Source organism: Pseudomonas sp. LBUM1659 (assembly GCF_059716045.1).
On record NZ_CP166797.1, the window covers coordinates 4,643,685 to 4,658,649 of the forward strand.

Below are 14,965 nucleotides of genomic sequence, written 5' to 3' on the forward strand. Positions count from 1 at the left end.
TGCATAGACGGAGGCCACATTACTGGCTGCGCGTTCGCTAAAGGAACAATGCATGGCAGGCCATCGATGTAGGTACAAAAACTATTCATTACTACCTTAGCCAACCTGCTTGGTCGGGCTGTGGTAAATATCAGCGAACATATCAGCCATGGCTTCTTCGCTGGGTTCTTCCTGCATTTGCACACTGACGGCGCGGCTGACCAACTGATGACGACGCGGCAGATGCAAATCATCCGGAATCCGCGGGCCATCGGTCAGATAGGCCACCGGCAACTCATGACTGATCGCCAGGCTTAACACCTCGCCCAGACTTGCCGTTTCATCCAGTTTAGTCAGGATGCAGCCAGCGAGCCCGCAACGCTTGTAACTATGATAAGCGGCCGTCAGAACCTGTTTCTGGCTGGTGGTTGCCAACACCAGATAATTTTTTGATTTGATGCCTCGTCCGGCCAGGCTTTCGAGTTGCATGCGCAGTGCCGGATCGCTGGCCTGAAGGCCCGCAGTATCAATCAACACCACGCGTTTGCGCAGCAGTGGTTCCAGCGCCTGAACCAGGGACTGCCCCGGATCGACGTGGGTCACCGACACATTGAGAATCCGCCCGAGCGTCTTGAGCTGCTCCTGGGCGCCAATGCGAAAGCTGTCCATGCTCACCAGCGCGATATTCTGCGCGCCGTACTTGAGCACGTAGCGGGCGGCGAGCTTGGCCAGGGTGGTGGTCTTGCCCATTCCGGCAGGACCGACCATGGCAATCACACCACCCTCTTCCAGTGGCTCGATTTCCGGTGTGGCGATCATCCGCGCCAAGTGCGCCAGCAACATGCGCCAAGCCTGACGAGGCTCATCAATGTCGGGAATCTTAGCCAATAAATCGCGGGACAACGGGCCGGACAGTCCAATACGTTGCAGGCGGCGCCAAAGGTTGGCCTGGGCCGGACGGCTGCCTTGCAGCTGATTCCAGGCCAGCGAGCCAAGTTGCACTTCCATCAGTTCACGCAGGCTATTGAGCTCGAAACGCATCGAGTCGAACGCACGTGGGTCAACGCCACCGGCGGCAGGTGCCGGGGCGGGTTCCACGCGACGCGGTTCGGCGTAGGTCGGTTCGATCAGCGGCTCGGCAGCGGTGAGTGGCAGGCCGGCGAACAACTGGCGATTGGTGGTCTTGTCGCCTTCGGTTTCGCCGTCGCCACGCAGGCTCAATTCGGCCTGTGCAGTCACGATGCGCGACTGGGTCTTGCGCAGCTCATCCTCGAGTTCCATGTTCGGAACACGCGGGGCCAGCGCCGACAATTTGTAATCCAGCGCAGCCGTCAACTCGACACCACCGGCAATCCGGCGATTGCCAATAATGGCGGCATCAGCGCCCAGCTCATCACGAACCAGCTTCATGGCCTGACGCATATCGGCGGCGAAAAAACGCTTAACTTGCATAAACCACTACCTCAGCCGTTGGGCCCTACTGTCGCAACGATGGTCACTTGCTTGTTGTCAGGAATTTCCTGGTAAGCCAACACATGCAAACCCGGGACTGCCAGTCGGCCGAATCGCGACAACATGGCGCGAACCGGGCCGGCCACCAGCAGAATCACCGGTTGACCTTGCATTTCCTGACGCTGCGCGGCATCGATCAACGAGCGCTGCAGTTTCTCAGCCATGCTTGGCTCCAGCAGAACGCCCTCCTCCGAGCCTTGTCCTGCCTTCTGAATACTATTGAGCAATATCTGTTCCAACCTTGGCTCCAGAGTGATCACTGGAAGCTCAGAGTCAGTGCCTACAATGCTTTGGACGATTGCGCGGGACACGCCGACGCGCACAGCGGCCACCAGAGCGGCAGTATCTTGACTCTTGGCGGCATTGTTGGCGATCGCCTCGGCGATGCTGCGAATGTCTCGCACGGGCACCTGCTCGGCCAGCAGCGCCTGCAACACCTTGAGCAACTGCGACAGCGAAACCACGCCCGGCACCAACTCCTCAGCCAATTTAGGCGAGCTTTTGGCCAGCAATTGCATGAGTTGCTGGACTTCTTCGTGACCGATCAGTTCGCTGGAGTGCTTGTACAGAATCTGGTTCAAGTGGGTGGCCACAACCGTACTGGCATCGACCACGGTGTAACCAAGGGATTGCGCCTGCGCGCGCTGGCTGATTTCGATCCAGACTGCCTCTAACCCGAAAGCCGGATCTTTGGCGGTTATGCCATTAAGCGTGCCGTAGACCTGCCCCGGGTTGATCGCCAATTCGCGATCCGGGTAAATCTCTGCTTCGGCAAGGATCACACCCATCAACGTGAGGCGATAGGCACTCGGCGCCAGGTCAAGGTTGTCACGGATATGCACAGTCGGCATCAAGAAGCCCAGGTCCTGGGACAGCTTCTTGCGCACGCCCTTGATCCGCGCCAGCAGTTGACCACCCTGATTGCGGTCCACCAGTGGAATCAGGCGATAGCCGACTTCCAGACCAATCATGTCGATCGGCGTCACGTCGTCCCAGCCAAGCTCTTTGGTTTCCATGGCGCGGGCCGGCGAAGGCAGCAGTTCCTGCTGACGCTTGACCTCTTGCTGGGCCTGGACCTCGACCACGTTCTGTTTCTTCCAGAACAGGTACGCACCACCGGCAGCCACAGCGGCCATGCTCAGGAAGGAGAAGTGCGGCATGCCCGGCACAAGGCCCATTACCGCCATCAAACCCGCTGCGACGGCCAGCGCTTTGGGCGAAGCGAACATCTGGCGGTTGATTTGCTTGCCCATGTCTTCCGAACCGGAAGCACGGGTCACCATGATCGCCGCCGCGGTGGACAACAGCAGTGATGGCAATTGCGCCACCAAACCGTCACCGATGGTCAGCAGCGCGTAAACCTTGCCGGCGTCGGCGAAGCTCATGTTGTGCTGGAAGATACCGACGGCGATGCCGCCAATCAGGTTGATGAACAGAATCAGCAGGCCGGCGATGGCGTCGCCGCGCACGAACTTGCTTGCACCGTCCATGGAACCGTAGAACTCGGCTTCCTGGGCGACTTCCATCCGGCGCAGCTTGGCCTGGTTCTGATCGATCAGGCCGGCGTTCAAATCGGCGTCGATTGCCATTTGCTTGCCGGGCATCGCATCGAGGGTGAAACGCGCGCTCACCTCGGAAATCCGCCCGGCACCCTTGGTCACCACGACGAAGTTGATGATCATCAAAATCGCGAAGACCACGATACCGACGACATAGTTACCGCCAATCACCACCTCACCGAAGGCCTGAATCACCTTGCCGGCAGCGGCGTGACCGTCCTGACCATGGAGCATCACCACCCGCGTGGAAGCCACGTTCAGCGCCAGCCGCAGCAGCGTCGCCACCAGCAGAATGGTCGGAAACACCGCAAAATCCAGTGGCCGCAAGGCGTACACGCACACCAGCAGCACGACGATGGACAAGGCAATGTTGAACGTGAAGAACACGTCGAGCAGGAACGGCGGCACCGGCAGCATCATCATGGCCAGCATGACCAGCAACAACAACGGCACACCCAGATTGCCCCGACTCAAGTCGGCAACGTTTGTGCGGGCAGTGTTGAATAACTGAGAGCGATCCACGGTTTTCCCCGTTCCTTTAAAGCAATCTTTTGACGCCTGAAGCAGGCGCAGGGCGGCTATTGCAAGAAGCCTTCCAACTTTTGCCAAGGCGGTAAACAGAGGGATCGATTGGGTTTTTGTTGTAGCTGCTGCCGAGGGAAGATTCGATTGATTAGCCCGCAGTCAGAACCTGTTTGTCAGTGATCGGACCAAAACTCAATGTTTTGCCATTGATGTAGCGTGCGCCCTTGAGTACTTCAACACCCTCGATGACAACTCGGTCTTCCTGCGTGTACATCAGCGTCACCATAGACACTGGCGTTACTATTTCAGGCCCCTTCTTGATTTGTACTATCAGGGTCAGCGCCCAATGGAAGGGAATAATCACAAGATCTTTGATCTCGATCTGGCGCACAGGATCTTCCCAACGAAAATCCTGCCTGGCCGTAATCAACAACAAATCTCCCTCAATTTTGAACTCGGGCCTGTGATATCGCCGCTCCATTGCGCCGCTGATCCAGCCTTCCATGTATGAATCCGGACTAATGAAGAGTTCGAAGAGCTTTGCGTTGTTGATGATTTTCCCGGCAGCACCGTTAAACGGACTGTAGGTATTGTGATAAGCCAACCCTCCCAATTCAGGACGAATCGCGTTACTCGGCTCTCCCAGATAGCCCGGAATGAAGACATTTGCCATCTGCACAAAATGCGTGAAATCCAGCTTCAATTTAAAAGTGACGGAGTAACCGATTGCGCGATCACGTGGATACGCTTCCAACGCTCCCGAGTCAAACTCCATCTCCATGCCTTGCAGCTTTTTAAACGGTTGCGCGTCCATGATTGCAGCCTCCAAGAGTGACACAGGCAGAGATCCCTGACGCTCGCACTGAATGATCAGAGCCGCTACAGAAGGGTCATTGCCGGGAGAATTACCAGGGGAATGACAGCACTTGAGAGCGCCGTTTGTCTACTGTCAGAACTAACAGGTGGTGCAGAGGCTTTGCCGGACGGCGTAATAAAAGTGCGAGACCGCTGGTCGCATCTGTCAGATCTGACAGTAGTCGGCACAGCACGTTGTTAAAGGCCAGATAAAGCAGCTCTTTAAACCGGGCAATATGCCGAACTGGAGAATCCTCATGCACTCAACGTCTACCACTCTAGACCCAGCAGGTCCGAAAGTGCTCGAAGCCTATGGTGCCGCCGGCGATCGACTCGACTTTAATAGCGTTTACCACGCCAAGTACATTACCGCCCAAGTCCCTTATTACACCGGTATGGCTCGAGGTCACACAGTTCGCATGACCTGGGAGAACCCTCGGCATGTCTATCATTCAGAGGTGGTGACCGTCGGTACGCCGGGGGTTATCAATATCCGTATTCCACGCATTGAAGTCATTGATGCCATCGGCCATACGGTCAAGGTTTACTTCACCGTGCGCACCGCACCAGCCACCCCACTGATTTATTCCAAACATCTGCTGTTGCGTATCGATCCCCTAGCGTTCGATCTAATTGCACCGACCCTGTCGAGCGATCAAAAAACCGTCAGTGTCAACTATGTAGGCATGGTGACCGACTACACCGTTCGCATACGCGCCACCGGCAAAACCACATCGGACAGCGACGAGCGAGATGTGCAGACGGGCGTTACTCCTATCTTCACACTCCCCGCTTATTGGATTGCGGAGAATCAGGGCATCGACACCCTGATCAATTACAGCGTTTACAAATCGGGCAGCGGGCAGAACTAGATGTTTTCGAAAGTATTGAGACTGAGAATGGGGGAAAGCGCACCGATCTTGTCCGAAAACTTTGATGACAAGCCAACACAGCTTATTACACAAGGTCAGCGAATCGAATTTCCCAGCATGGCAATCACATTTCTCTCAGGTATCGGAAGAATGGGAATCGTGGCACTTTCCATGACACCAGGACATCACCCGGATTTACCCGGAAAGCGTGCCGGACAACTATTGAATATCTGCTACCAGAATCAAGGAGCGCAGCGCTGCAGACTTGACCTTAAATCGGCCTACTCCAAGGTCAGCTTTTGGTACACGTGGGTAGATACCTCGCCCATAACAGCGTTTTATTACAACGCAGCCAATCAGTTGCTGGGGCAGCGTCAGTTTAGCCAAACTTTGTACGACGCTCATCTGCTCGAGTTTGCAGCGACGGGAATTACTCGAATTGAAATTCAAACCAGTGCGTCCGACTGGATTGGACTGGATCACTTTTTGTTCACGCCTTAAAAGACCATCACTCCCCGAGTGACCCGACACAGTCAAATAACGTTCATCAAGAATCGCGACGCAGATCCGGCGGAATCGGCAGGTCATCCTTGAGCGGCTCAGGCGGTTTGCCTTTGCCCGCACGGTGCTGGCGGATCTGGTAAACGTAAGCCAACACCTGAGCAACCGCCAGGTACAGCCCGCCAGGAATTTCCTGTTCCAGTTCAGTGGAGTAGTAGATCGAACGTGCAAGCGCTGGCGACTCGAGCAGCAGCACGTCATTGGCCGCGGCGATCTCACGGATTTTCAAGGCCAGGAAATCACTACCCTTGGCCAGCAGCACCGGCGCGCTGCCTTTATCCGGGTCGTACTTGAGCGCCACGGCGTAGTGCGTCGGGTTGGTAATGACCACGTCGGCTTCGGGGATAGCCGCCATCATCCGGCGCTGGGACATCTCGCGCTGCAACTGGCGAATGCGCTGCTTGACCTCGGGGCGCCCTTCCTGATCCTTGTGTTCGTCGCGCACTTCCTGCTTGGTCATCAGCAGTTTCTTGTGGCTCTCCCACAGCTGCACCGGCACGTCGACGGCGGCGATGATGATCAGCCCGCAGGCCATCCACAAGGTGCTCCAGCCGACCACTTGCAGGCTGTGAATGACCGCCATCTCCAGTGGCTCGTGCGCGATGCGCATCAAGTCGTCGATGTCGGAAGACAGCACGGCGAGTGCCACGCACAACACGATAAGAAACTTCGCCAACGCCTTGAGCAGCTCGACGAGGGCCTTGGCCGAGAACATTCGCTTGAGCCCCGCGCCAGGATTCATGCGACTGAATTTGGGCGCCATCGAGCCCGCCGCAAACAACCAGCCACCGAGGGAAATCGGACCGATCAACGAGGCCAACAGCAAGGTGATCATCACCGGCTGAATCGCCACCAGCGCAATCTGCCCCGAATGCAGCAGGAAAGTACCCATGTTGCGCTGATCCAGTATCACTTCCCGCGACAGGGTGAAGTTCATCCGCATCAGTTCCATCATCTCCTGTGCCAGTGCACCGCCGAAAATCAGCAGTGAGCCGGCACCGGCGAGCATGATCGCCAAGGTGTTGAGCTCCTTGGAGCGCGCTATCTCACCCTTGTCCCGGGAGTCCTTTTTGCGTTTCTCCGTGGGGTCTTCTGTTTTGTCCTGACCGCTTTCGCTCTCAGCCATGACTCAGCGCGCCCGTGCCAGTTCGCGTAAAAACTGCAGGGCCTCGGTGGCCAGCGGCTGATACTGATTAATGATGTCCGCCAGCCCGACCCAGACGATGAACAGCCCGAGCACCAGGGTCAGCGGGAAACCGATAGAGAAAATGTTCAGCTGCGGCGCGGCCCGAGTCATCACGCCGAACGCAATGTTGACCACCAATAGCGCCGTAATTGCTGGCAGCACCAGCAACAGCGCGGCACCCAGGACCCAGCCGAGTTTGCCGGCCAGCTCCCAGAAATGATTGACCATCAACCCGCTGCCGACCGGCATGGTGGTGAAGCTTTCAGTGAGGACTTCGAAGACCACCAGATGCCCGTTCATGGACAAGAACAACAGCGTCACCAGCATGGTGAAGAACTGCCCTATCACCGCCACGGAAACGCCGTTGGTGGGGTCGACCATCGAAGCGAAGCCCATGCCCATCTGAATGGAGACGATCTGCCCGGCGACCACGAAGGCCTGAAAGAACAGCTGCAAGGAAAAGCCCAGCACCGCGCCAATCAGGATCTGTTCGGCAATCAGCAGCAGCCCGCTCAAGTCCAGCGCATTGACCGATGGCATCGGCGGCAGGCCCGGCGCAATCACCACGGTGATCGCCAGCGCGAAGTACAAGCGCACACGCTTGGGCACCAGGGTCGTGCCGAACACCGGCATGACCATCAGCAGCGCGCCGATGCGAAACAGCGGCAACATGAACGTCGCCACCCAGGTACTGATCTGTGTGTCGGTCAGCTGCAACAGCGACGGCATGATTTAGCCAATGACCTGAGGAATACTGCCGTACAGCTGCAGGATGTATTCCATGAACGTCTGCACCAGCCACGGGCCGGCAACGATCAGCGTCACCAGCATGACCAGCAAGCGCGGCAGGAAGCTCAGGGTCTGTTCGTTGATCTGCGTAGCGGCCTGGAACATCGCCACTAACAGGCCGACCAACAGGCTGGGAATCACCAGCACGGCGACCATCATGGTGGTCAGCCACAGCGCTTCGCGAAAGATGTCTACCGCCACTTCCGGCGTCATGGCGACACACCGCCGAAGCTGCTCGCCAAAGTGCCGATGATCAACGCCCAGCCATCCACCAGCACGAACAGCATGATCTTGAATGGCAGGGAAATGATCAGCGGCGAGAGCATCATCATGCCCATCGCCATCAGCACGCTGGCTACGACGAGGTCGATGATCAGGAACGGAATGAAGATCATGAAGCCGATCTGGAACGCGGTTTTAAGCTCCGACGTGACAAACGCCGGTACCAGAATGGTCAGCGGCGCCTGATCCGGCGAGGCGATATCAGTACGCTTGGACAGGCGCATGAACAGCTCAAGATCGCTGCTGCGCGTCTGCGCCAGCATGAAGTCCTTGATGGGCACCTGAGCCTTGGCCACGGCATCCTGAGCGGTGAGTTTTTCCGCCAGATACGGCTGCAAGGCGTCCTGATTCACCCGGTCAAACACTGGCGCCATGATGAACAGCGTCAGAAACAGCGCCATGCCCGTGAGGATCTGGTTCGACGGCGTCTGCTGCAGGCCCAGGGCCTGGCGCAGGATCGAGAAGACGATGATGATCCGGGTGAAGCTGGTCATCAGCATGACGAACGCCGGAATGAAACTCAGCGCGGTCATGATCAGCAGGATTTGCAGGCTGACCGAATACTCCTGAGCGCCATTGGCGTTGGTGCCCAAGGTGATCGCCGGGATCGACAACGGATCGGCGGCGAACGCCAGCGGCGCGGCCAGCATCAGGGCCAGCGTCAAGACGATGCGTAACGCACCCATTACTTCTTATCCTTCTGATCCTTGCCGAGCATCTCCAATAGACGCTGGGCAAATTCCGGAGTCGTTTTTTCAGTACCGCCCGGCACTTGCACCGGCTCCTTGAGCACGTGCAGCGCGGTGATGGTGCCAGGGCTGAGGCCGAGCAGGATCTGCTCGTTGCCGACTTGCACCAGCATCAAACGGTCGCGAGGACCCAGCGCGCGGGAACCGATCAGTTCGATCACCTGCCCTTTGCCAGCCGGCCCAGCCTGCTGGACCCGGCGCAACAGCCAGGCGAGGAAGAAGATCAACCCCAGCACCAGCAGCAAGCCAAACACCAATTGCGTCAATTGCCCGGCCACACCACTGCTGACCGCCGGCGCGGCAGCCGCAGCAGCGGTCGCTAACGGCTCGGCAGCCAGCACACTGAACGGCATCGACAGCACAAACCCCAGAACCTTTTTCACTTAACGCAGCTTCTTGATGCGTTCGCTTGGGCTGATCACGTCGGTCAGGCGGATGCCGAACTTCTCGTTGACCACAACCACTTCGCCGTGAGCGATCAGCGTGCCGTTGACCAGTACGTCCAGCGGCTCGCCGGCCAGGCGATCCAGCTCGATCACCGACCCCTGGTTGAGTTGCAGCAGGTTACGGATGTTGATGTCCGTGCTGCCCACTTCCATGGAAATGGAAACCGGGATATCGAGGATCACGTCCAGGTTCGGACCTTCCAGGCTGACCGGATCTTTGCTTTTCGCCACGCTGCCGAACTCTTCCATCGGCAGACGGTTGGACGACGAACCAGCGCGATCAGCAGCCAGCAAGGCGTCGATATCGGCCTGACCGGCATCACCGGTTTCTTCCAGGGCCGCAGCCCACTCATCAGCCAGTGCCTGGTCGTCCATGGCGTTCATATCGTCGTTCATCATTTGTCCTCGGCGGGCAAAAATTCAGTGAGTAGCAGTCTGTTGAAACAAAGGGGGTTGAGCGCCGGTCAGTGGCGCTCGATCGGCTCGATCACTTGCAACGCGAGGTTGCCTTTGTGCGAGCCCATCTTGACCTTGAAGGCAGGCACGCCGTTGGCGCGCATGATCATTTCTTCCGGCATCTCGACCGGGATAATGTCCCCCGGCTGCATGTGCAGAATGTCGCGCAAGCGCAACTGGCGACGGGCAACCGTGGCACCGATCGGCACGTCGACATCCAGCACGTCCTGACGCAGGGCATTGACCCAGCGTTCGTCCTGATCGTCGAGGTCCGACTGGAAACCGGCGTCGAGCATTTCGCGCACGGGCTCGATCATCGAGTACGGCATGGTCACGTGCAGGTCGCCGCCACCGCCATCGAGTTCGATGTGGAACGTGGACACCACCACCGCTTCGCTCGGGCCGACGATGTTGGCCATGGCCGGGTTGACTTCCGAGTTGATGTACTCGAAGTTCACTTCCATGATTGCCTGCCAGGCTTCCTTCAAATCGACGAAGGCCTGCTCCAGCACCATGCGCACCACGCGCAGTTCGGTCGGGGTGAATTCACGCCCCTCGATCTTGGCGTGACGGCCGTCGCCGCCGAAGAAGTTATCCACCAGTTTGAACACCAGTTTGGCGTCGAGGATGAACAGTGCGGTACCGCGCAACGGCTTGATCTTGACCAGGTTGAGGCTGGTCGGTACGTACAGCGAGTGCACGTATTCGCCAAACTTCATCACCTGCACACCACCGACGGCAACGTCCGCCGAGCGGCGCAGCATGTTGAACATGCTGATGCGGGTGTAACGGGCGAAGCGCTCGTTGATCATCTCCAGGGTCGGCATGCGTCCGCGAACGATGCGATCCTGGCTGGTCAGGTCGTAGCTTTTGACGCTGCCGGGTTCAGCAACGTCATCGGTCTGTACCAGACCATCGTCGACGCCATGCAACAGCGCATCGATCTCATCCTGGGACAGCAGGTCCTGCACGGCCATGTCGTGTTCCTACTGCAGTACGAAATTAGTGAAAAGCAACTGTTCGATCACCACTTTGCCGAGCTCTTTCTGCGCCACTTCCTGCACGCTGGCCGTGGCCTTCTGACGCAACATCTCCTGGCCAATCGGCGTGGCCAGGGCAGTGAAATCCTGACCGGAGAACAGCATGACCAGGTTGTTGCGGATCACCGGCATGTGCACTTTGAGCGCTTCCAGATCGGCCTGATTGCGACCCTGCATGGTGATGCTCACCTGCATGTAGCGCTGACGGCCATTCTGGTTGAAGTTGGCCACGAAGGCCGGCGCCATGGGCTCAAAAATCGCTGGCTGCTTGCCGACCATGGCGGTTTCCACCGCGGCAGGCTTGCTCTGGGCGCTGTGCATGAAGAACCAGGTCGCCCCCACGGACAAGCCAATCGCCAGCAGCAAGGCCACCACGATCAAAATGATCAGCTTGATCTTGCCTTTGGTTGCGGGGTCTTTTACTGCTGCGTCGCTCTTCGCCATGCCAATAATCCGTCACTATTCGGGTTTTCACAGTCGCACGGCAAGGCAAGAGCAAGTGTTATGCCAGAAGTGTCGGGGGGATGCAGGGCGGGGATTTCAGAGAAACCACAAAAACAAATGTGGGAGCGAGCCTGCTCGCGATGAGGCAGCAACATTCAACATCTTCATTGACTGTTACACCGCTATCGCGAGCAGGCTCACTCCCACAAGGAGTTTTGCGTTTTATCAGGCGTAGTAGTCGACGGCGCTGGAGCCGATGACGCTGGTAGCGGTTGCCGCTACTTCTGCGACGGTCGGTGCGATCTCGTCATCCATGCCGTCTACGCGACCACCGCTGACGTTGGTGCGACCACCCTGTCCCTGTTGCGCCTGATCCTGCCCCTGGCCTTGCCAGCCACGCGACTGATCAGACACGTTGACGTCGACCTGCCCCATGCCCTGCTGCGTGAACATGTCACGCAGGCGATGCATTTGGCTGTCCAGCGCTTCGCGAACGCCTGGATGGGCGCTCATGAAGGTGACTTGGGTCTGCTGGTCCGGAACCATGTTCACCCGAATGTCGAGGCGACCCAACTCGGCCGGTTGCAACTGAATATCGGCCGCCTTGAGGTTGGCGCTGGAGAGGTACATGACGCGGTTGACCACTTCCTCCGTCCAGCCACTCTGATGCATTGCGATTGGCTGATTCACCGGCAACGCGTTGGCCGTCTTAGGTGTGGCCGCTTGAGTCAATGCCGCCAGACGGTTGGCGAAGTCATCGACACGGGTATCACTGCTGGCGGATTTCAGGTCTTTCAGGCCGTCATCGATCAGACCGCTGAACGCTTTCTCGTCGCCTTGACGGGTGCTGTCCTTGTCGGCTTGCACGTCGAGCATGTTCGCCATGCCGGCAGCAAAGCTCTGCGCCGAGGTCGGTTCGCTGTCAGCCTGGGCCTGGGTCGCAGATGCTTTGGGCTGGGCCTGGCTGGAAGCGGAAACGTGACCACTTTGCTCCATGGCCAAACGCACTGCTGGCAGTGCATCGAGCGGATCGGCTTCAGGATCGAAGTCGCTGTCGGAGGTTGCAGTGGCTGGCACCGAAACGGCAGCTACAGGCGCCGCGACCTGTGGTTGCGCTGCCGCCATCAAGGCGGGGGCAAGGGACGGATCCATTGGGGTGGTGTCGACCACCGGCGCCTCAATGGTATCCGGCGCGAGATCGCTGGCATCCTCGGCCGGCGCCGGTTTTTCGGCGGGCAAGGAGTTGCCGCTATCGGCAACCTCAAGTTCCGGGGCGGCAGCGTTGTCGCTGCTGACGTCGGATTTTGCGGTGCCTTGCGTAGCGGTGTCAGTTGCCGGCGTGGCGGATTTATTCGCGCCCGCAGCAGGCTTGTCCTGAGCCTGATTGGCATAAACCTTAGCGAAGCTGGACGCCTTGTCCCCGGGCTCAGCAGCCACCGCCAGGGTATTGGCGGAAACGGCGAGTGTCTTGGCCGCTGGGTTGGCCTGAGAAATTGAATGGGGGGTAACGGGCATAAAACGGTCTCCGCTGCACTGGGATCGTAGGTACAGTTGAGTGAATTGACTGCAAGGGTCGGGCCAGCATGACCAAAGCCGCATTAAAAGCACCGAATGGACGGATTACCCGGACAGAGATCGCTGCCTTTCAGCCTCATAAAGCGGTCGGATGATGGCGAATTCGCCGTCGATGTTTTGAACCAGTTTTTCAATCTCCGCCAAATTTTTTTGCTTGGCATGCTGCTCCAGCTCATGACACAGCGCAGCCAGGCGCACGGCGCCCATGTTGCTGCTGCTGCCCTTGAAACTGTGCGCAGTGGCACCTAACCGTTCGGCATCGTCAGCCTGGCGCAGCAGACTCAAGCGCTCTTCGGAATCGGCGAGAAAGGTATCGAGCAATTCTGGATACCCGTCTCCCATAATTTCCTGCAACGCGCTCAGCACGTCACAGTCCAGATGTGTGTCAGCCACTTGTTCACTCCTTGATCAAGAATGCCTGGGATTATGCCAGAGCTTCCCAGAAAAACTCCACGCGCGCACTGCGCCCCTCGTCAGACCAGCTCGCATTACGGCCCAACTGGCGGACAAGGCTGACGCCACGGCCCGAGAGACGGACATCATCAAGCGGTCGCTCCAGCACCCGCGCCACGTCAAAACCATTGCCACTGTCTTCAACCCGAACAGTCAGGCAACCACCCTTGCCTTCTGGCGTGACCTGCAAATGCACCCGCACATAACCGTCCTGCAATGCATCCAGCCGTTCATTGCGCTGAAGATAATAGCGCGCAAAGCCCGATGCATTGCGCTTGAGGCTTGAATCCAGACCCAGCACGCCGTGCTCCAGCGCATTGGAATACAGCTCGGCGAGCACACTGTAGAGCGCGCCGCTTTGAGCCCGCAACCCGTGAACCTCAAGCAGTAGCTGCAACAGGTAGGGCAACGGATTGAAACGCTTGAGGGTCGCGGCGCGGAACTCAAAACTGGCCGACCAGTCCAGCGGACAAGACTGGCCGCTGTCGGAGTACACCAGCGCAGGCGGGGTCAGTTGCGTCGCCTCCAGCAGACTGACCTCGACCATGCTCACGTCATCGCGGGCTTCGCCGCCAAAATCCCGCAGGGCCTGTTCGATTTCCTCGAAGAGTGCGTCAGGCTGACGATTGGCCGCAAACACCTGTCGCAACCGCTCCATGCCAAACAATTGTTCATCGCCATCACACGTGTCGATGACCCCGTCGGACAGCAGGAACACTCGATCCCCGACAGCCATCGGAAACACTTCGGTGCGGTCATCGAAGGTTTGCGGGCTCAGCACGCCCAGTGGCAGGTGACGCGCTGTCAGCGGCTTGCGCTCCCCCGTGGCGATAGTATGCAAATAGCCGTCCGGCATTCCGCCATTCCAGACTTCCACCGAACGTCGTTGAAAGCTCAAACACAGCAACGTGGCGCAGCAGAACATGTCCACCGGCAGGATGCGTTTGAGCTTGGCGTTCATCTCCCGCAGAGTTTCAGCCAGGCCGTAACCCTTGGCCGTCATGCCATAGAAAACTTCGGCCAGTGGCATGGCGCCCACGGCTGCTGGTAAACCATGGCCGGTGAAGTCCCCCAACAGCACATGCATATCGCCGGCCGGGGTGAAGGCGGCCAACAGCAGATCACCGTTGAACAGCGCGTAAGGCGATTGCAGGTAACGGATGTTCGGCGCACTCAGGCAGCCGGAATGCGCCACCTTGTCGAACACCGCCTTGGCCACCCGCTGCTCATTGAGCAAATACTCGTGATGTTTGGCGATCAGGTCACGCTGGTGCAGCACGGTGGCTTGCAAGCGGCGCAAGCGATCCATCGCCTTGATCTTGGCCGCCAGAATGACCGGGTTGTACGGCTTTGCCAGAAAGTCATCGCCGCCAGCCTCCAGGCATCGGGCCAAGGCTTCGCTTTCGGTGAGCGAGGTCAGGAAGATGATCGGCACCAGGGTTTCCCCGGCCAACAGCTTGATCTGCCGCGCCGCCTCGAAACCGTCCATCACCGGCATCATCGCGTCCATCAACACCAGGTGCGGCCGCTGCTGACGAAACGTTTCCACCGCCTCGGCACCATTGGCGGCGGTCAGCACTGCATGGCCCTGGCGTCGGACGATGCTCGACAGCAGCATGCGATCGGCCGCGCTGTCTTCGGCGATGAGGATCGTCAGGGGTTCGAGCGAAGAGGACATGGCG

16 protein-coding genes are annotated in these 14,965 nt (G+C 58.5%); 2 read left to right on the top strand and 14 right to left on the bottom strand.

The window, feature by feature from the left end; genetic code table 11:
- Window positions 1–96 precede the first annotated feature (96 nt).
- The 3 genes from flhF to ACA048_RS21035 form a co-directional block, all read right to left on the bottom strand.
- Complete coding sequence (gene flhF, locus ACA048_RS21025) at window positions 97–1,431, bottom strand: flagellar biosynthesis GTPase FlhF (RefSeq protein WP_497626106.1); 1,335 nt, start codon at window positions 1,429–1,431, stop codon at window positions 97–99.
- Window positions 1,432–1,442: 11 nt separating this feature from the next.
- Window positions 1,443–3,572 (bottom strand): flagellar biosynthesis protein FlhA, encoded by a 2,130-nt coding sequence (flhA, locus tag ACA048_RS21030; protein WP_497626107.1) that lies wholly within the window; start codon window positions 3,570–3,572, stop codon window positions 1,443–1,445.
- 151 nt (window positions 3,573–3,723) lie between these two features.
- Entirely contained in the window at window positions 3,724–4,389 is a 666-nt protein-coding gene (locus tag ACA048_RS21035; RefSeq protein WP_497626108.1) for a hypothetical protein, read from the bottom strand.
- A 340-nt stretch (window positions 4,390–4,729) separates the two neighbouring features.
- On the opposite strand from ACA048_RS21035, the gene ACA048_RS21040 reads away from it, so the two are divergent.
- Both ACA048_RS21040 and ACA048_RS21045 read left to right on the top strand, forming a co-directional pair.
- A complete protein-coding gene (locus ACA048_RS21040; RefSeq protein ID WP_497626109.1) occupies window positions 4,730–5,302 on the top strand; it encodes a hypothetical protein in 573 nt (190 codons plus the stop codon).
- A 27-nt stretch (window positions 5,303–5,329) separates the two neighbouring features.
- Window positions 5,330–5,803, top strand: a complete 474-nt coding sequence (locus ACA048_RS21045) for a hypothetical protein (protein ID WP_497626110.1) — start codon at window positions 5,330–5,332, stop codon at window positions 5,801–5,803.
- Between the two features lie 46 nt (window positions 5,804–5,849).
- Here the strand turns inward: ACA048_RS21045 and flhB are convergent, their stop codons facing one another.
- The 11 genes from flhB to ACA048_RS21100 all read right to left on the bottom strand — a co-directional run bounded on the left by flhB (window position 5,850) and on the right by ACA048_RS21100 (window position 14,961).
- Window positions 5,850–6,989: a flagellar biosynthesis protein FlhB gene (gene flhB / locus ACA048_RS21050; protein ID WP_497626111.1), complete on the bottom strand. Its 1,140-nt coding sequence runs from the start codon at window positions 6,987–6,989 to the stop codon at window positions 5,850–5,852.
- Between the two features lie 3 nt (window positions 6,990–6,992).
- On the bottom strand, window positions 6,993–7,778 hold the full coding sequence (gene fliR / locus ACA048_RS21055; protein WP_497626112.1) for a flagellar biosynthetic protein FliR: 786 nt from the start codon (window positions 7,776–7,778) through the stop codon (window positions 6,993–6,995).
- Between the two features lie 3 nt (window positions 7,779–7,781).
- The gene (fliQ, locus tag ACA048_RS21060; protein WP_007948918.1) at window positions 7,782–8,051 is read right to left on the bottom strand and encodes a flagellar biosynthesis protein FliQ; all 270 of its coding nucleotides are present in this window, start codon (window positions 8,049–8,051) and stop codon (window positions 7,782–7,784) included.
- Window positions 8,048–8,806 (bottom strand): flagellar type III secretion system pore protein FliP, encoded by a 759-nt coding sequence (gene fliP, locus ACA048_RS21065; protein WP_027922366.1) that lies wholly within the window; start codon window positions 8,804–8,806, stop codon window positions 8,048–8,050. The genes fliQ and fliP overlap by 4 nt, the downstream gene beginning before the upstream one ends.
- Complete coding sequence (gene fliO, locus ACA048_RS21070; RefSeq protein WP_497626113.1) at window positions 8,806–9,252, bottom strand: flagellar biosynthetic protein FliO; 447 nt, start codon at window positions 9,250–9,252, stop codon at window positions 8,806–8,808. The genes fliP and fliO overlap by 1 nt, the downstream gene beginning before the upstream one ends.
- Window positions 9,253–9,711, bottom strand: a complete 459-nt coding sequence (gene fliN, locus ACA048_RS21075; RefSeq protein WP_411741852.1) for a flagellar motor switch protein FliN — start codon at window positions 9,709–9,711, stop codon at window positions 9,253–9,255.
- 68 nt (window positions 9,712–9,779) lie between these two features.
- Window positions 9,780–10,748, bottom strand: a complete 969-nt coding sequence (fliM, locus tag ACA048_RS21080; protein WP_452627671.1) for a flagellar motor switch protein FliM — start codon at window positions 10,746–10,748, stop codon at window positions 9,780–9,782.
- A gap of 9 nt (window positions 10,749–10,757) precedes the next feature.
- Window positions 10,758–11,255, bottom strand: coding sequence for a flagellar basal body-associated protein FliL (fliL, locus tag ACA048_RS21085; protein WP_497626114.1), 498 nt, complete (start codon window positions 11,253–11,255; stop codon window positions 10,758–10,760).
- 225 nt (window positions 11,256–11,480) lie between these two features.
- Complete coding sequence (locus ACA048_RS21090; RefSeq protein ID WP_497626115.1) at window positions 11,481–12,770, bottom strand: flagellar hook-length control protein FliK; 1,290 nt, start codon at window positions 12,768–12,770, stop codon at window positions 11,481–11,483.
- A gap of 105 nt (window positions 12,771–12,875) precedes the next feature.
- A complete protein-coding gene (locus ACA048_RS21095; RefSeq protein ID WP_497626116.1) occupies window positions 12,876–13,223 on the bottom strand; it encodes an Hpt domain-containing protein in 348 nt (115 codons plus the stop codon).
- A gap of 31 nt (window positions 13,224–13,254) precedes the next feature.
- Window positions 13,255–14,961 (bottom strand): ATP-binding SpoIIE family protein phosphatase, encoded by a 1,707-nt coding sequence (locus ACA048_RS21100; protein WP_497626117.1) that lies wholly within the window; start codon window positions 14,959–14,961, stop codon window positions 13,255–13,257.
- Window positions 14,962–14,965: the final 4 nt, after the last annotated feature.